This window comes from Clostridium sardiniense (genome assembly GCF_050584765.1).
Classification (GTDB): domain Bacteria; phylum Bacillota; class Clostridia; order Clostridiales; family Clostridiaceae; genus Clostridium; species Clostridium sardiniense_A.
In genome coordinates, this window is sequence record NZ_JBNOOR010000001.1 from 640,785 (window position 1) to 659,442 (window position 18,658).

At 28.7% G+C, this 18,658-nt stretch carries 18 protein-coding genes; 14 read left to right on the forward strand and 4 right to left on the reverse strand.

Features of this window, described 5'->3' with window-relative positions:
- The first annotated feature begins 173 nt into the window (after positions 1-173).
- Entirely contained in the window at positions 174-497 is a 324-nt protein-coding gene (locus ACQPUW_RS03135; RefSeq protein WP_430837267.1) for a hypothetical protein, read from the forward strand.
- Between the two features lie 39 nt (positions 498-536).
- On the opposite strand, the gene ACQPUW_RS03140 is transcribed toward ACQPUW_RS03135, so the two are convergent.
- On the reverse strand, positions 537-1,544 hold the full coding sequence (locus ACQPUW_RS03140; RefSeq protein ID WP_430836049.1) for a histidinol phosphatase: 1,008 nt from the start codon (positions 1,542-1,544) through the stop codon (positions 537-539).
- 116 nt (positions 1,545-1,660) lie between these two features.
- Here ACQPUW_RS03140 and ACQPUW_RS03145 point away from each other — a divergent pair, with 116 nt between their 5' ends.
- Positions 1,661-2,161 carry a gamma carbonic anhydrase family protein gene (locus tag ACQPUW_RS03145; RefSeq protein WP_430836050.1) on the forward strand — a complete coding sequence of 167 codons (501 nt, stop codon included), beginning with the start codon at positions 1,661-1,663 and terminating at the stop codon, positions 2,159-2,161.
- Positions 2,162-2,174: 13 nt separating this feature from the next.
- A complete protein-coding gene (locus ACQPUW_RS03150; RefSeq protein ID WP_430836051.1) occupies positions 2,175-3,005 on the forward strand; it encodes a CvfB family protein in 831 nt (276 codons plus the stop codon).
- Between the two features lie 61 nt (positions 3,006-3,066).
- On the opposite strand, the gene ACQPUW_RS03155 is transcribed toward ACQPUW_RS03150, so the two are convergent.
- Entirely contained in the window at positions 3,067-5,682 is a 2,616-nt protein-coding gene (locus ACQPUW_RS03155) for a calcium-translocating P-type ATPase, PMCA-type (protein ID WP_430836052.1), read from the reverse strand.
- Positions 5,683-5,928: 246 nt separating this feature from the next.
- Here ACQPUW_RS03155 and ACQPUW_RS03160 point away from each other — a divergent pair, with 246 nt between their 5' ends.
- From ACQPUW_RS03160 to ACQPUW_RS03190, 7 genes are all read left to right on the forward strand, one after another.
- On the forward strand, positions 5,929-6,912 hold the full coding sequence (locus ACQPUW_RS03160) for an ABC transporter substrate-binding protein (RefSeq protein ID WP_430836053.1): 984 nt from the start codon (positions 5,929-5,931) through the stop codon (positions 6,910-6,912).
- Positions 6,887-7,651, forward strand: coding sequence for an ABC transporter permease (locus ACQPUW_RS03165; protein WP_430836054.1), 765 nt, complete (start codon positions 6,887-6,889; stop codon positions 7,649-7,651). Before ACQPUW_RS03160 ends, ACQPUW_RS03165 begins: the two co-directional genes overlap by 26 nt.
- Positions 7,644-8,315, forward strand: coding sequence for an ABC transporter ATP-binding protein (locus ACQPUW_RS03170; protein WP_430836055.1), 672 nt, complete (start codon positions 7,644-7,646; stop codon positions 8,313-8,315). Before ACQPUW_RS03165 ends, ACQPUW_RS03170 begins: the two co-directional genes overlap by 8 nt.
- A gap of 9 nt (positions 8,316-8,324) precedes the next feature.
- Complete coding sequence (locus ACQPUW_RS03175; protein ID WP_430836056.1) at positions 8,325-10,037, forward strand: ABC transporter ATP-binding protein; 1,713 nt, start codon at positions 8,325-8,327, stop codon at positions 10,035-10,037.
- 223 nt (positions 10,038-10,260) lie between these two features.
- Entirely contained in the window at positions 10,261-10,575 is a 315-nt protein-coding gene (gene trxA, locus ACQPUW_RS03180; protein ID WP_221861704.1) for a thioredoxin, read from the forward strand.
- 10 nt (positions 10,576-10,585) lie between these two features.
- Entirely contained in the window at positions 10,586-11,440 is an 855-nt protein-coding gene (locus tag ACQPUW_RS03185) for an NAD(P)/FAD-dependent oxidoreductase (RefSeq protein ID WP_430836057.1), read from the forward strand.
- Between the two features lie 92 nt (positions 11,441-11,532).
- Complete coding sequence (locus tag ACQPUW_RS03190; RefSeq protein WP_279381509.1) at positions 11,533-11,664, forward strand: hypothetical protein; 132 nt, start codon at positions 11,533-11,535, stop codon at positions 11,662-11,664.
- Between the two features lie 202 nt (positions 11,665-11,866).
- Here the strand turns inward: ACQPUW_RS03190 and ACQPUW_RS03195 are convergent, their stop codons facing one another.
- Positions 11,867-13,438 (reverse strand): DEAD/DEAH box helicase, encoded by a 1,572-nt coding sequence (locus ACQPUW_RS03195; RefSeq protein WP_430836058.1) that lies wholly within the window; start codon positions 13,436-13,438, stop codon positions 11,867-11,869.
- Positions 13,439-13,780: 342 nt separating this feature from the next.
- Between ACQPUW_RS03195 and ACQPUW_RS03200 the strand changes: the two genes are divergently transcribed.
- Both ACQPUW_RS03200 and ACQPUW_RS03205 read left to right on the forward strand, forming a co-directional pair.
- Positions 13,781-14,440 carry a deoxynucleoside kinase gene (locus tag ACQPUW_RS03200; protein WP_430836059.1) on the forward strand — a complete coding sequence of 220 codons (660 nt, stop codon included), beginning with the start codon at positions 13,781-13,783 and terminating at the stop codon, positions 14,438-14,440.
- A gap of 94 nt (positions 14,441-14,534) precedes the next feature.
- Complete coding sequence (locus tag ACQPUW_RS03205; protein WP_430836060.1) at positions 14,535-14,912, forward strand: PH domain-containing protein; 378 nt, start codon at positions 14,535-14,537, stop codon at positions 14,910-14,912.
- Positions 14,913-14,951: 39 nt separating this feature from the next.
- Here ACQPUW_RS03205 and ACQPUW_RS03210 read toward each other — a convergent pair whose 3' ends face one another.
- Positions 14,952-16,859, reverse strand: coding sequence for an NAD(+) synthase (locus tag ACQPUW_RS03210; RefSeq protein WP_430836061.1), 1,908 nt, complete (start codon positions 16,857-16,859; stop codon positions 14,952-14,954).
- 274 nt (positions 16,860-17,133) lie between these two features.
- Between ACQPUW_RS03210 and ACQPUW_RS03215 the strand changes: the two genes are divergently transcribed.
- Together ACQPUW_RS03215 and ACQPUW_RS03220 are read left to right on the forward strand one after the other, a co-directional pair.
- A complete protein-coding gene (locus ACQPUW_RS03215; RefSeq protein WP_430836062.1) occupies positions 17,134-17,568 on the forward strand; it encodes an NfeD family protein in 435 nt (144 codons plus the stop codon).
- 2 nt (positions 17,569-17,570) lie between these two features.
- Positions 17,571-18,515, forward strand: a complete 945-nt coding sequence (locus ACQPUW_RS03220; RefSeq protein WP_430836063.1) for an SPFH domain-containing protein — start codon at positions 17,571-17,573, stop codon at positions 18,513-18,515.
- Positions 18,516-18,658: the final 143 nt, after the last annotated feature.

Genomic DNA, 18,658 nt, shown 5'->3' on the forward strand with positions numbered 1-18,658 from the left:
AAAATGTTTAAAAACTTTATGAAATATTATTATTTTAATAAAATGCAAAATAAAATTAATTAAATAGAAACAAAATTTTAAAAATGTTAATCTTTTAATTATTATACTTGAAAAGATTAGTAATTTAAATTAATATTAAATATATAAAGCTGATGAGGAGGACAAGTAAAATGATGAGTATACTAATGTCAATTTTATATTTTATAATAATGTTAGCTGTTATATTTGGTATCTATATGCTTTGTAAAAAATATGTATTTCCAAAAGTACGTGTAAATAAATATATACCACTTGCAGTAGCAATTATATTACTTATAGTGCAAATGACTGGAGTAGTTAAAAATCAATGGTTTGCAATAATCATAACTCCAATTATAGTAGTATGTTTCTTATGGTTTATGGATATTCAACAAACTGGTGGACCAAGAAAAGCTGAAAAGAAAATTGTTATAAAGTCAAAAGCAAAGCCAAATAGAGCTAAAAACTTAAAGAAATAGTAAATTAAACAAAAATCCAAAGTATATACTTTGGATTTTTTAATCTATAAATATAGGAGAGCTTATAGCAATCCTAGTACCTTCTTGATAAACTTTTATTACAAACCAGCTTTGATTATCTTCTAGTTTATGAGAGTACAAGTATTTAATTTTATTTAATTTTATATCTTGAACAGAATGAAGAATTTCTCCGCCATTAGTTATTATCTCTATTTTTTCTATTAGATAATATTTATCTTCTAGAAGAATAGAAAAATCTATAGTATCGCAATTAGATGGAATTATTCCACCCATTAACATATCATTAGCAAAAAAATAAAATGATAAGCTTCTACTTTCAGAAGAGAATGTGTTACGGTTTCTAAAACATTCTATCAAAGTACTTCTACTAAGTTTGGGTAGTAGAACTCCTGTTACATTATCATAATTTCCAAAGTCTAAATTCCCAGTGCTTTGGCTATTTATAGCACCAAGTTTCCAACCAATATCTAAAAGTTTAAAGTAATATTTTTCTCTTCTATTATAGCGTTCTCCAAAAGCTCCACTACATACCTCTACAGAAGTTATCATATTATTTAGCACTTTATTATAAGGGAGAGATAAGATGCTTTTAATAGGCCTTTTAATAATTATAAAAGCATCAGGATTATTAATCATCCAAAATATCAATAAGTTGATATCTTTAATATCTCCAGTAAAAAAATTATTTGAATTTATTACGTTTATATCTCCATAAGGTATAGTTTTTGCTTCAAAACCTTGGAGGGCAATGAAATTATCTTTTTTTCTTGAAAATTTTCTACATGTATTGTAAGAAGAATTCCATCTTGTTGTACTATGACCATCATAAGAAACACTTTTAGTTAAAAAACTATTTTGATCTGTAACCATTAAGAAATCTAAATGATTTCTATAAGTATAGTTTAGTGTATCATTAGGTGAAGCAGAGCCTAATGAATAAGAGGTGTAGCAATTTGGTATACCATAGAATACATTAATATCTTTTAAGTTAAAAATATTTATATCATATTTATTATGCTTACCCATATATATTATCCTTAAAATTGATTATAATTATATATAGTGGTATATAGTATAAAATAATGACAACAATTTATTTAAATGATAAAATAGTATAAGAATTTTGCATGGAGATGAGAAGAATGATTAAGAGTTTTAAGAACAAAATACCAATGGTTAATAACAATACATACATATCTGAAAGTGTAGATATAATCGGAGATGTTACAATTGAAGAAAATTGTAATATTTGGTTTGGTGCTAGATTAAGAGGAGATATGAATAAAATACATGTAGGAAAAGGAAGTAATATTCAAGAAAATTCAGTTGTACATGTAGATACCGATTTTGAAACTATAATCGGAGAAAATGTTACAGTAGGGCATGGTGCTATTGTTCATGGATGTACTATCTGTGATAATGTTTTAATAGGTATGGGGTCAATAATATTAAATGGTGCAAAAATAGGTAAAAACTCAATTGTTGGAGCTGGAGCTTTAGTTACCCAAAACAAAGAATTCGAAGAGGGAGTTTTAATACTTGGTAATCCAGCGAAAGCTGTTAGAAAACTAACAGAAAAAGAAATAGAAAGCATAAGAGAATCAGCTAAACATTATATAGAGCTGAGTAAGGAGTATGCTTAATTTAGGAGGAAAAATGATAAAAATAGGTGAATATAATAAACTAGAAGTTATTAAAGAAAGGGACTTTGGATTCTTTTTAGCAGATGAAGAGAAAAATGAGATATTATTACCAAAGGCTTTATTAGATGGAAATGAAATTGAAGTTGGTGATGAAGTAAATGTATTTACATATATGGATTCACAAGGTAGAGCAGTTGCAACTATGAAGAAGCCTTTAATTGAAGTTGGTAAGGTTGCATATTTAGAAGTTGTTCATCAAAATGATTTTGGTGCATTCTGTAATATGGGACTTGAAAGAGATTTATTTGTACCAATGAGAGAACAAAGATTTAAACTTTTAGTAGGTAAAAAGTATTTATTCTATGCTTATTTAGATAAGAGTGGTAGACTTGCAGCTACTACAGAAGTTGATGATTATTTAGACCAAGGAGAAGGATATGAAGTTGATGATATAGTAAAAGTTATTTCATATGGAAAAGGTACATCAACAACAATTAAAGTTGCAATAGATGGCAAGTATAGAGGCATAATACTTGGAAATGAGCATATTGAAACTATATACCCAGGTGAAGAATTAGAAGCTAGAGTTAAAAGAATATATGAAGACGGTACAGTTGGGCTTACTACAAGAAAGAAAAGATTAGATGCTAGAGAAGAAATCAAAGAATCAATACTTAAGTATTTAAAAGCAAATGGTGGAATGATGGCATATAATGATAAGTCAAGTTCTGAAGAAATTAGAGAGATTTTTGGAACAAGTAAGAACTACTTCAAAATGGCATTAGGTGGCTTAATGAAAGAAGGCCTAATAGAACAAAATGAAGAAGGAACTAAATTAAAATAATTCTAAAACTCAAATAGTCTATATCATAAAATTTATGATATAGACTATTTTAAATTTAAAACTATTTTCTAAATATACCAAGGATGAGTTTACTAATTTCATTAATTACTAAAGGAACTAATGAAATTAAAAATACAAATTGAAAATCTCCAATTGATAAAGGATAAGTCTTAAATACTGATGATAGGAAAGGAACTGAGATTATTAAAATTTGTAATACTATACCTAAAATAAGTGACAGAAGCAAAGCTTTATTTTTAAATACACCTACCTTAAATATAGATCTTTTACTATCTCTTAATGAGAAAGATAAAAATAATTGAGATATACTAAGAACTACAAATGCCATAGTTTGTGCATGAACAATGGAATCAGAGTAGTACTTAAGCCCAGTTTTGAAAGCAATTAATGTTGTAATTCCAACAGTTAATCCATTTACTATTAAAGTGAATATAGTATCTTTTGTAAATATACTTTCTTTTGGGTTTCGTGGTGGGTCTTCCATAACGCCTTCATCACCAGGATCTACACCTAGTGCAAGAGCTGGAAAACTATCAGTTATAAGATTAACCCATAAAATATGAATAGGTTGAAGTGGAGCAGCCCAATTTAAAATAATAGCAACAAATAAAGCTATTACCTCACCAAAGTTACCTGAAAGTAAGAAAGTTATAGATTTTTTTATATTTGAATAAATATTTCTACCTTCCTCAACGGCACCAACTATAGTAGTGAAATTATCATCTGTAAGTATCATATCAGCAGCACCCTTTGCAACATCAGTACCTGTTATACCCATAGCAACACCAATATCAGCAGCTTTAAGGGAAGGTGCATCATTTACACCATCACCTGTCATTGAAACAATATTCCCATGAGATTTAAATGCTTTAACTATCTTTACTTTATGCTCAGGAGATACACGGGCAAATATTCTATATTTATTTATATTGTTTTTAAGTTCATCATCTGATAACTTATCTAATTCACTACCTTCTATACATTCATCAAAATTACTTGAAATACCAAGTTCATGACCAATAGCATAAGCTGTATTTTTATGGTCACCAGTTATCATTATAGTTCTAATTCCAGCTTTATCACAAAGTTCTATGGAGCCCTTAACTTCCTCTCTAGGAGGATCAATCATGCCCATTAATCCAACGAAAATTAGATCTGTTTCAATATCAGATATAGAAGTATTCTTTGACTCTAAATCTTTATATGCACCACCTAAAACTCTTAAGGCTTCATTAGACATTTCATTTGATTTAGATAAAAGGTCTTTCTTTATAGAATCAGTTAAATCTTTTACTTCTCCATTTATAAGAATTTTAGTACATACTTTAAATAATGAATCAATAGCACCTTTTGTATGAACTCTGTAATAATTATCATATTTATTTACTGTACTCATAAGCTTTCTATCAGAATCAAAAGGTATTTCATCAATTCTATTATATTTATTATTCAATTCATCTTTGTAATAATTAAATCTAACACCAATATCTAAAAGTGCTATTTCTGTTGGATCTCCTGTATCACCTTTATCTGATAAAGTAGCATCATTACAGAGAATCATAGTCTCAAATAATATTTTAGAATTATCATTAAGATCATTAATATCATCTACAGGTAAAAGGGAATTTGTATCATAAACTTTTCTAACAGTCATTTTGTTTAGCGTTAAAGTTCCAGTTTTATCAGAACATATAATATTTACAGAACCTAGAGTTTCAACAGCAGGTAATTTTTTTACTATAGCATTTTGCTTTATCATTCTTTGGACACCAAGTGCAAGAACTATAGCAACTATAGCAGGGAGACCTTCAGGAATTGCAGCAACTGCTAAGCTAATAGCAGTAAGAGCCATCTCAAAGGTATCTCTTCCTTGGAATAGACCAATTACAAATATAAGTACACAGATAATTATAGCGGCTATTCCTAAAATTTTACCAAGAGAAGATAATTTCTTTTGAAGAGGTGTCATCTCCTCTTCTTCATTTTCAATCATTTTAGCTATCTTACCTATCTCAGTGTCCATAGCTGTTGCAACACATACTCCAATACCTCGACCGTAAGTTGCTAAAGTAGACATGTATGCCATGTTTTCTCTGTCACCAACTGGAATATCTTTAGAATCAAATACTTTAGTTGCATCCTTATCAGCAGGTACTGATTCACCAGTAAATGCAGATTCTTCAATCTTAAGGTTAGCAGTTTGGATTAATCGTAAATCACAAGGAATATATCTACCAGCATCTATAACGACAATATCACCTAAAACAACTTCCTCTGATGGGATTTCTATAACTTCACCATCCCTTTTAACTAATGCTTTGGGTGTTGAAAGGTCTTTTAATGCAGAAAGTGCTTTTTCAGCCTTAGACTCCTGAACTACACCAATAATTGCATTTATTAAGATAACTATAAGTATTACAATAGAGTCACTATATTCACCCATTATTGCAGAGATAATTGCGGCACCAATTAGTATATAAATCATTGCATCATTTATTTGTGCAAAGAAAATGCTAAGAAGAGTTTTTGGCTTTTTAGATGATAGTTTGTTTAAGCCATTTTTCTCAAGTCTAGCTTTTGCTTCTGCTTCTGATAATCCTTTGTTTTTATCAGTAGAGAATTCTTTTAAAACGTCATCTATAGATTTGTTATACATAAATTATCACCTCTTTACAAAATATGATTAAATAAAAAAATATTTACTAAATATAGGATAATCAGATTGATGAAAATAAATACATGGTAAATTTATAGAGATATATACTTTTTTTTGATATAATTTAATATAAAGTAAAAAGCTTATTAATTTATATTAAATTAAGAGGGTATATTTTACAAATAATATGTAATATATTAGCCTTAAAATACAATATTATAGATTAAATATGAGGAGGAGAAGAGTATGAAGAAAAAGATTACGGCTTTATTATTAGTGGTATTATCAATTTTTGCTTTTGTTGGATGTGGAAATAGTGAAGAAAAAGCTAAAGAGCCTACAAAAGAAATCAAAGTAGCAATTCCAGATGGACTACCAGCAATAAGTGCTGCTAAATTAATTAAAGATAACCCAGTAATAGAAAAGGGATATAATATTACTTATTCAATAGAAAAAACACCAGAAAATATTGTAACTTCAGTTATGAAAGGTGAACCTGATATTGCAATAGTTCCATCAAATGTTGCGGCAACACAATATAATAAAGGAGCTGGATATAAAATTGCGGCTACAACTGGTTGGGGATCATTTTATTTAGTATCAACAGAAAAGATTAAAGATATAAAAGATTTAAAAGGAAAAGATATATATAATATAGGTAAAGGACTTACACCTGATATAGTGACAAGAGATGTATTAACTCATTTAGGATTTAATGTTGATAAGGATATTACATTTAGTTATGTAAATGGAGTTACAGAGCTTGCACCAACAATTTTATCAGGAAAGGCTAAGTTTGCAGTTATACCAGAACCAGCATTAAGCCAAGTTCTTGCAAAGAAACCTGATCTTAATATTATAATGAATTTAAATGATGAGTGGAAAAAACAAAATGATTCAAAGTATGGATTCCCTCAAGCAACTGTAATAGTTAAAGAAGACTTAATAAAAAATAATAAAGAATTTGTAGATAAGTTCTTAAAAGAATTAGAAAATAGCGTTAATTATGCATTAGAAGATAAAAAAGAGCTTGGAACAATCTGTGAAGAGATAGGAGTTTCAGCTAATAAGGATATAATTACTAAATCTATAGAAAAGTCAAATCTTAAATATGTTCCAATAAAGGATTCAGAGAAAGAATATAATACTTACTTTAAGAAGTTAGATAACTTCGATAAAAAGTCAATTGGAGGAAAGGCTCCAGATGAAGGAATCTACATGGAAAAATAAATTAGAGATACTATTTGGAGCAGTTATATTATTAGTAATTTGGCAAATAGTTGCAGTTAGAATTAATAATGATATATATCTTCCAAAACTTCAAGAAGTGTATACTTCACTATTAGAAATAATTAGAGAAAAAGACTTTTTATTAACTGTATTTTGGAGCTTTTATAGAACAATTATCAGTTTTGGAGTTGCACTTATAGTAGCAATAATTATAGGGGTACTATCTAGTATGTACCCCTTTATAAATAATCTATTAAAACCTTTGAATTCTATAGGAAAAACCATCCCTACACTTGTATTAGTAGTACTTGCACTTATATGGTTTGATAAAGATAGTGCGCCTTTTGTAGTTGGTATTGCAATTGTATTTCCAATTCTCTATGAGGGTATTGTAAATACGCTAACAAAAAATGATAAAAATCTAGAAGAAATGATGTTAATATATGAAGTTCCAATGGTAGAGAGAATAAAGAAAGTATATATACCTAATATAATATTTTATATACTGAGAATATTTGTTCCAACTATATCATTAGCATTTAAAGTTGTAATTGCAGGAGAAGTTCATGGACAACCAAAATATGGTATTGGAGCTGCAGTTCAATTAGAAAAAATGAATTTTAATACCCCAGGGATATTTGCATGGATAATAATTATTGCTATAATATCATTGTTGTTTGAATTATTAAATAAGATTTTAACTGGAAAATATTACAGGTGGCAGAGTGAAGATGTGTAAGCTAATATTAAAAGATGTAAGCAAAAGCTTTGGTGAAAAGAAAATACTAGATAAATTTAACTTAGTATTAGATAATCAAAAGATAAATTGTCTAATAGGAGAATCAGGAAAAGGTAAAAGTACAATCTTAAATCTTATTTCTGGACTATTAGATATTGATAGCGGAAAAATATATGGCTGTAATTTAAAAAGTGTTAGTTATATCTTTCAAGAAGATAGACTAATACCTTGGCTTACAGTTAAAGAAAATTTAAATCTTGCCTTAAAACATTATTATAAAGGGGAAGATTTAGAACTGAAGATTAAAGAGGTATTAAAAAAAGTTCAGGGCTTAGAGTGGGCTAATAAGTATCCAGATAAGCTAAGTGGGGGGATGAAGCAAAGAATAAATATTGCAAGAGCTCTTGGCAAACCTTCAGATGTAATACTTATGGACGAGCCTTTTAAATCTTTAGATTATAAAACAAAATATATAATCATGGAGGAATTTAAAAAAATTTTTAAAGAGGATGGGAGAATAGTTGTATTTGTAACCCATGATGTAGATGAGTGTATTTATTTTCAAGGGAAAATAATAGTCCTTGGAGAGAGTCCACTAAAGATAAAGGGAGTTTTTACAGAAGAACTTCAAAAGTACAAAAAAAATATTATTAATTTACTGTAAGGAGAAAATATGTTAAAGAAATTTATTAGTTATTATAAGCCGTATAAAAGGCTGTTTTTATTTGATATGCTTGCAGCACTTATAGCTGCAGGATGTGATTTGGTATATCCATATATGACAAAGGAGCTTATAAATATATCTATACCAGATAAGAACTTGAGAATGATAATTACTTTTGCGATAGCATTGATTATGATTTTCATTGTTAAAGCACTTTGTGCTTATTTCATGCAATATTGGGGACATGTAGTTGGAGTAAGAATGCAGGGAGATATGAGAAGAGAGTTATTTACTCATCTTCAAAGACTTCCAAACAAGTATTTTGACAACAACAAAACTGGAGATATAATGTCTAGAATAGTTAATGATTTAAATGATATCTCAGAACTTGCACATCATGGTCCAGAAGATTTATTTATTTCAATTATAATGTTAGTTGGATCTTTCTTAATACTTATAAATATAAATGTGTTACTTACACTTATAATATTTGCTTTTATTCCTATAATAGTTATTTTCACATTTATACAAAGAAATAGAATGCATAAAGCATTCCTTAAAACAAGAGAAGAAACAGGATTCGTAAATGCTACTTTAGAAAATAGTATATCAGGTATAAAGGTTTCAAAAGCTTTTGTAAGTGAAGAGTATGAAGTTGAAAAATTTGAAGTAGGAAATTCAAGATTTAAAAAAGCAAGAGAGAGTGCTTATAAAATTATGGCTCAATATTTTTCAGGAGCTGGATTCTATGTAGATTTATTAAATTATATTGTTTTAATAGCTGGTGGTATATTTACTTTGTATGGAAAAATAAACATAGGTGATTTTATGGCATATGTTTTATATATAAAATTATTTACTGATCCTATTAAAAAACTTATAAACTTTATGGAACAATATCAAAACGGTATGACTGGATTTAAGAGATTTACTGATATATTAAGTGTCCAAGATGAGCAAGATAAAGAGGATGCTAAAAATTTATCTAATGTTAAAGGAAATATAGAATTTAAAGATGTTCATTTTAGCTATGAAGATAAAAAAATTCTTGAAGGAATATCTTTAGATATAGAGGCCGGAAAAATGGTTGCATTAGTTGGTCCTTCAGGAGGGGGTAAAACTACATTCTGTAATTTAATTCCTAGGTTCTATGAAATAGAAAGTGGAGATATTTTAATTGATGGAAATAGTATTTATGATGCTAAAGTTGATTCATTAAGAAGGAATATAGGTATAGTTCAGCAGGAAGTATTCTTATTTACTGGAACTATAAAAGAAAATATTCTATATGGTAATATGAATGCAACAGAAGAGGAAGTTATAGAGGCTTGTAAGCTTGCTAATATTCATGACTTTATAATGGCGCAAAAAGATGGTTATGAAACTTATATAGGAGAAAGAGGAGTAAAACTTTCAGGTGGTCAAAAACAAAGAATATCAATAGCTAGAGTATTTTTAAAGAATCCACCAATTCTTATATTAGATGAAGCAACATCAGCACTTGATAACACTACTGAATATATGATACAAAAATCATTAGAAAAACTTTGCGTTGGAAGAACCACTATAGTTGTAGCACATCGATTATCAACTATAAGAAATGCAGATGAAATAGTAGTTTTAACTGATAATGGTATTGAAGAAAAAGGCACACATAAGGAATTATTAGAAAAAGAAGGTGTGTATGCAAATCTTTATAATTCAGCTATAAAATTAAATTAAATTAAACTAATACTTTGTAATTTTAAATAGGTTAGAGCAATAAGATTAAAAAAACTCTAACCTATTTTGTGTTTAATAATATTCTTTAATATTATTAAAACAATATTAAAGAATATTATAGGAGGAATTGTTAAAAATAGTATTGACTATTAGTTTGAAAAGAGTTATTATTAAGAAAATATGAAATATACCCCTTAGGGGTATGAATTAGGAGGAATTTATTATGCCAAGACACATAGGAGATAATAGTTTTAGTGCGGAAGTTTTAGATCAAAAAGGAGTAGTTTTAGTTGACTTTTTTGCAACTTGGTGTGGGCCTTGCAAAATGATAGCCCCTGTTTTAGAAGAATTAGAAACTGAAATGGAAGATGTTAAATTTGTTAAAATAGATGTTGATGAAAGCCCAGAAGTAGCTAATAAGTATCAAATACAAAGTATACCAACTTTAAAAGTATTTAAAGATGGAAAAGATGTTGATATGGTTGTAGGATTTTTACCAAAAGATCAAATAAAAGCTTTAATAGAAAAGCATATATAAGAGAATTTCTATGGATAGTAGATATGATATTGCTATAGTAGGAAGTGGTCCTGCAGGATTATCAGCAGCATTAAATGCAAAAATTAGAAATAAATCATTTATAATTTTTGGGAATAATAATCTTAGTGATAAAATAGAAAAGGCTCCCAAAGTTAATAATTATTTAGGATTTACTTCAGGTACAGGAAAAAATCTTCTAGAAAGCTTTCAAAACCATATAAATAAAATGGGTATAGAAATTGTAAATGAGAGAATAAATACCATATATTCTATGGGGGATTATTTTACTTTAATGGTTAATCAAAAGATGTATGAAGCTAAAACAGTTATATTAGCAACTGGAGTAGAATATACAAAACCATTAAAAGGAGAAGAAGAGTTTATCGGAAAAGGTGTAGGATACTGTGCAACATGCGATGCACCTCTTTATAAAGGTAAGAGAGTAACTATAATCAGTTATAATGAGGCAGGAGAAGAAGAAGCAAACTTCGTAAGTGAGTTAGCAGGGGAAGTATTCTTTGTTCCGATGTATAAAGGTGATTATAAGTTAAATGACAGTATAAATGTAATAAAAGAGACACCGACTGAAATTATAGGTGAGTCTAAAGTTTCTAAAGTATTGTTTAAAAATGGAGAAGAGTTAGAAACTGATGGTGTATTTTTATTAAAAAACGCTGTTCCACCAACTCAATTAGTACCAGGACTTGAGATTGAAGATGGGCATATAAAAGTAGACAGATTAATGAAAACAAATATTAAAGGATGTTTTGCAGCAGGAGATTGTATTGGTACGCCGTATCAGTATATAAAATCTGCTGGAGAGGGAAATGTTGCAGCACTTAGTGCAGCATCATACTTAGGATAAGTGTCAGAATTTCTGGCACTTTTTTTGTTGACAAGTATATAATAAGGAGTATAATATTATTTTATAATGCTATTTGAAAGGGGGAGCAAGTAATGATGGATTATAGAGAAGAATTTATCACAAAAATTAAACAAGCTGCTAGTGATAAGTACAATAGAAGAGATCTTTCAGAATTAAATTTTGAAGAGTTAAAAAAATTATCAGAAGAATTATCTTCAAAATAAGAAAGGAATAACACATGTTTATAGAGCAGATGTAAGAAAGAGTAGTTAGATTATAAATATAACTACTCTTTTTGTTTTTAAATTAAAAAAGATTTACTTTTAAGAATTAGGAAAAAAGTATTTTTATAGATTGATAATAGGCAGGATATTAATATAGATTAAAAAAAGCAAGGTTAACTAACCTTGCTTTTAAATATATAAATTATCTTCTTTTTGTAGCTACTTCAACATTAACTCTTCTACCGTTAAGTTTAATACCTGAACATTTTTCAATAACTTTCTTTTGTATATCAGGATCTACTGAAACAAATGAGAAGTTTTCAAGTATATCAATCTTATTGATCTTTGATCCATTTATTTTAGCTCTATCAGCAATAAATTTTACGAAAGTCTTAGGTGATAATTGATCTCTCTTACCTATTGAGAAGAATAGTCTAACATCTTCAGATTTTGGAGCAGTTAGAGCATTTTCTTTATACTCAAATGACATTTCTTTATCAAATTGCATCTTAAGTAATGCAGCTATTGCATCAACTGAATCAAAGTTTTCAGCTATGCTTTCAGCAAGAGGTAAGTACTTTTTGAAAGCTTTTTCTTCAAGTACAGTTTCTATGCTTGAATACTTATCTTGAAGTTTCTTTTCAAGAATTTCATCTACTGTAGGTATCTTAGCTTTTTCTATGTTACCCTTAGTAACTTTCTTAATTTCTCTCATCATTCCGTTTTCTCTTGGAGTAACGAATGAGTAAGCAGTACCTTCTCTGTTAGCTCTTCCTGTTCTTCCGATTCTATGAACATAGCTTTCAACGTCTTGAGTTAAATCGTAGTTTATAACGTGAGTAACACCTTCAACGTCTATTCCTCTTGCAGCAACATCAGTTGCAACTAAGAAGTTTAATGCACCTTCTTTAAATCTCTTTAAAGTTTTCATTCTATGTACTTGAGACATATCACCGTGCATACCTTCAACAACATAGTTTTTGCTTTGCATGTCTTGAACTAATTCATCTACGCCCTTTTTAGTTCTACAGAATACTATAGCTATTTCTGGATTATCAAAATCTAGAACTCTACATAATGCTTCAAATTTATTCTTATGATTAACTTCAAAGAATTTTTGTTCAATTTTAGATACTGTCATAGCTACCTTTTTGATTTCGATATGCTTAGCATCGTTTTTCATATACTTATTAGCTAATCTCTTGATTTGAGGTGGCATTGTAGCAGAGAATAAAAGTGTTTGACGACTTTCAGGTAATTCGTTTATAACACTCTCTATATCATCTATAAATCCCATATTTAACATTTCATCAGCTTCATCTAATACTAAATAGTTAGCTTTGTTTAGGTTAAGTTTTTTTCTTCTGATTAAGTCAAGAACTCTACCAGGTGTTCCAACAACTATATCAACATGTTGGTTTAAAGCCTTTATTTGTTTAGTGATTGAATCTCCGCCATATACAGGTAATACTTGTAATTTTTCGTACTTAGTAAGCTTTTTAAACTCCTCATAAACTTGGATTGCAAGTTCTCTTGTAGGAGTAAGTATTAATGCGCCAACATTATTTGATTTTTCGAAAGTGTTAAGTATTGAGCAGCCAAATGCAGCAGTTTTTCCAGTTCCTGTTTGTGCTTGCCCGATTAAATCATAACCTTCTGTAGCTAGTGGTATACTTTGCGCTTGTATTGGTGATGGCGCCTCATATCCTAAATCAGTTATCGCCTTTAGGATATTTTCTCTTAAGTTTAAATCTTCAAATTTTATATTATTCATTCAAATTTCCCTTCATATATATATTTATTATATATTTGTTATATATTTGTTATATATTTTTTTATATATTTGTACCGTACATTCTATAATTAATTATCAACTTATTAATTATAGCTTATAAAATAGGTAATTGTAAAGGAGGATTGAAACATTTAGTGAAGTAATCTATTACATATGGAGGATATTTGTAGAATAAGTTAAAAATATAGAAAAAATGAATATTTAATAGAAAAAATAAATGACTATTGACTAAAAAATATAAAATTTGTATTCTTATAAATAGACAATTTTGTTATTAGGAATAAATATTGTGGAAAAGTAAATTTAAAGGATAGGTGAGACATGGTGATAGTTGTTGGCGGAATGATAGGACTTGGAAAGAGCTCAGTTGCAAAAATACTTGGAGAACATTTTAATTCAGAGGTTTTTTATGAAAGTGTAGATGATAATCCAATACTACCTCTATTCTATAGTGAAACAGAAGAAGAAATAAATAAGAAAAGATATCCTTTCTTATTACAATTATATTTTTTAAATACAAGATTTAAAAGTATAAAGGAAGCTTTAGTACATAATGATAATGTATTAGATAGATCAATTTATGAAGATTGGTATTTTGCAAAAAAGAATATGGAACTTGGTAGAATATCAGAGCTTGAAATGTCTATATATGAAAATCTATTAAATAATATGATGGAAGAACTTGAAGAGTTACCAAAGAAGGCGCCGGATATAATGGTTTATTTAAAAGGATCATTTGAAACGGTATTAGAAAGAATTAAACTTAGAGGTAGAGAGTTTGAAATAGATGATGATCTAAGAGAGTATTACGAATTCTTATGGAAAGATTATGATGATTGGGTAGAGAATCATTATAAAGCATCAGATGTACTAATGATTGATATGGATAAAATGGATGTAGTAAATAATGAATCTGATAAAGAAGAATTAGTAAGATTAGTACAAGCTAAAGTAAAAGAAGTTAGAGAAAATATTGTATAATATTAGTACAAGCTAAAGTAAGAGAAGTTAGACAAGAAGAAAAAATGGTATAATAACGTAAAATTATTTTATTTTACAAAAGGAGATGTTGAATATGGGTTTATTAGGTGGAATATTGGGAAATGCTTCAGAAATTTCAAGAGATTCTGTTATTAAGGATTTTGGGAAATTAATTGCAAGTGGAGAAAGTATTGAAAAAGCATATAAGCTTATAAGGGATACACTTATCTTTACAGATAAAAGGCTTATAATGGTAGATGTTCAAGGTGCTACAGGAAAGAAGGTAGAATATCATAGTATACCTTATAAAAGTATAACTCATTTTTCAGTAGAATCATCAGGACATTTTGATTTGGATTCAGAACTTAAAATATGGATTTCAGGTACAGCAGAGCCTATACAAAAGCAATTTACTAAAGGCGTAGATATATATGAAATACAAGCTATTTTAGCACAAGTAGTTTGTAGATAGAAAAAAGATGGTGATATAATTTATCACCATCTTTTAATTTTATCTAAAAGAATTTACAGATGCATCTGATGGCATTCTAAGATCACCGCGAGGGCTTAAGGATATTGTTCCAACCTTAGGACCATCAGGAAGGGCACTTCTTTTAAATTGTTGAGAGAAGAATCTCCATAAGAATTTATCTAACCATTTTTCGATTGTTTCTTTTGAATAATCAGCTTTAAATGCATGTTCTGCTAGGAATAGAATTCTTTCTTTTGAAGAACCATGCTTCATAAAGTGATATAAGAAGAAATCATGTAATTCATATGGACCAACGATATCTTCTGTCTTTTGAGTTATTTCACCAGTAGTTTCGTCCTTTGGAAGAAGTTCAGGACTTACTGGAGTATCTAATATATCAAGTAAAGTATCTTTTACTATTTCAGTAGATTCATGTTGAGCTACATAATTCACTAGATATCTAACAAGAGTTTTTGGTATTGATGGATTAACAGAGTACATAGACATATGATCTCCGTTATAAGTGCACCATCCAAGGGCAAGCTCAGATAAATCTCCAGTACCAACTAATATACCGCCTTCTTTATTTGCTATATCCATAAGAATTTGTGTTCTTTCTCTTGCTTGAACATTTTCATAAGTAACATCATGTATATCTTTATCATGGCCAATATCTTTAAAATGTTGAAGAGCTGAATTTACTATATTTATTTCTCTTAAATCACAACCAAGTTCTTTGCAAAGAGTTAATGCATTATTATATGTTCTATCTGTTGTACCAAATCCCGGCATAGTGATTGTAATTATATTCTTATTATCAATGTTTAAAAGCTTATAAGTCTTAACTATTACAAGTAAAGCTAATGTGGAGTCAAGACCACCTGATATTCCTATAACAGTTTTATTAAGATTTACATGTTCAAGTCTCTTAGCTAGTGCTGAAGCTTGTATATTAAATATCTCTTTACATCTTGCTTCCATTTCACTTTCTTTTGAAGGTACAAAAGGATGCTTATCTATGTATCTATCAAAAGAATTATTTTCTACATTATCAAAATCAAAATCTATTACTCTCACATTAAAAAGTGCAAATTTTGATGCATCTCTAAAACTTAAGTTTTTCATTCTTTCAGCTCTTAATCTAAAAGTATCAATGTCTGCATATATGACTTCGTTTTCTCTTTGGAATCTTTCATTTTCTTTTAATATACTTCCATTCTCACTAATTAATAAGTGTCCACTAAATAAAAGATCTGTTGAGGATTCATGAACTCCAGCAGATGAATATATATATGCACAAATTGAACGAGCACTTTGATTAGATATTAAACTTTTTCTGTAATCTGCTTTTGAAACAAGTTCATTTGATGCAGATAAGTTAAATATAATATTTGCTCCAAGCAGTGAAAGGTAAGAACTTGGGGGTATAGTTACCCAAAGGTCTTCACAAATCTCAGCTCCAAATGTGAAATTATCAGATGAGAATATTAAATCTGTTCCAAATGGAATATCTCTTTGGAATGGAAGATCAACTTTTTGATTAACAATTCCTATACCTTCAGAGAACCATCTTTTTTCATAGAATTCACTATAATTAGGTATATATGACTTTGGAACTATTCCAAGAATTTTTCCCTTAAATAAAATGAAAGCACAGTTATATAAAGTACATCCTTTTAAAAGAGGAGCTCCAACTGCAATTATCATATCCATACTTGATGTTTCAAGCATTATTGATACTAAACCTTTTAAAGATTCATTTATTAATCTATCTTGAAGAAAAAGATCACCACAAGTATATGAAGTTATACATAACTCAGGGAAAACGATAGCTTTAGCATCTTTATTTTTAGCTTCTCTAATACATTTTAAAATTTCGCTTACATTATATTCAATATCAGCTACTTTCGTTTTAGGACAAGCTGATGCGACTTTTATAAAATCCATATTTATCATCTCCATTACATAGTATGTCGTAATTAGTATTACTAGTTTTTATCCTATATATAACAATAATAAGATGAAAATATTAGAAAATCAATGAAAACAAGAGAAAAGATTATAAAAGCTTCATTAAAAGTTATCAAATAACCTTTAAAGGGGTTAGAAAGAAATTGTAAAAGGATAATTATAAATATATAATAAAATTATAAAGTGTAAGGATAAATACACATTTAAATGATATAATGGTAATATGTAGTAATGAGGAGGAGGGTGTAAAATGCTTTTAACATGTCTTTGGATTATAGTTGCTATCGCAATGGTAGGTATTGATTTGGCTACTAGTGCATTCTTATTTTCTTGGATTGGTCTTGGGGCATTGGTAGCTATGTTTGCAAATTTATTTGAATTAAGTTTTTTAGTTCAAGTAATACTATTTGGTGCTGTAAGTTTAATTGCAATTGGAATAGGATATCCTTGGGCAAAGAAAAAATTTAAAGCTAGTATAAGGACAACTCCATTAATGGAAGAAACTTATATAGGTATGATATTTGATTCAGGGGAAAAAATAGAAGAGGCAGCACAAATAAAAGTTTCTGGAATATACTGGGCGGCAATTAACGAAGGTGAAATTATTGAAAAAGGTGATAAGTTTATTATCACAGGAATACAAGGTAATAAATTTACAATAAATAAATATAAAGGGGAGGATTAATAATGGTAGGACTTATAATTGCAATAGTACTTATTGTACTAATACTAATTATTATTTTATCATCAATAAAAATTGTTAATACAGGATATCTGTATGTAGTAGAAAGGTTTGGACAATTCAATAGGGTATTAGAACCAGGATGGCATGTAACAATTCCATTTGCTGATTTTGTAAGAAGGAAGGTTTCTACAAAACAACAAATAATTGATGTACCGCCACAAAATGTTATTACAAAGGATAACGTTAATATATCAGTAGATAACGTTATATTCTACAAGCTTTTAAATGCTCAAGATGCAGTGTACAATATTGAAGATTTTAGATCAGGTATAGTGTATTCAGCAACAACTAACATAAGAAATATAATAGGTAATATGACTTTAGATGAAGTTTTGTCAGGAAGAGATAAGATAAATCAAGAATTGCTTATTATAATTGATGAAATAACAGATGCATATGGAATAAAGATACTTTCAGTAGAAATTAAAAATATTATTCCACCAACTGAAATACAAAATGCAATGGAAAAGCAAATGAAAGCAGAAAGAGATAAGAGAGCTATGATCCTTCAAGCAGAAGGGGGAAGACAATCTCAAATTGAAAAAGCTGAAGGAGAAAAGCAAGCTAGAATATTAGAAGCAGAGGCGCAAAAGGAAGCACAAATTAGAAAAGCGGAAGGTTTAAAAGAATCTCAACTTCTAGAAGCAGAAGGTAAAGCTAAAGCAATAGAAGCAATAGCAATTGCTGAATCAGAAGCTGTAAGAATGATAAATGCAGCGATTATAGAATCAGGTACTGATGAGAGAGTTATTGCATTAAAGCAAGTTGAAGCTTTAAAAGAAATGGCTACAAATCCTGCAAATAAATTAATATTACCAAATGAAACATTATCATCACTTGGAAGTATTGCGGCAATTGGGGAAATGTTAAAAGATAGCAAAAATTAGAAGAAACCTCTAGAGAATTAATTCTCTAGAGGTTTTTTATATTAACATTGTGTAAAAGTTTCTAAATATGGTTGAAAACTTGGGAAATAAAATAATAATATAAGTATATATTATCAAATATAAGTATGTCTTATATTAATATA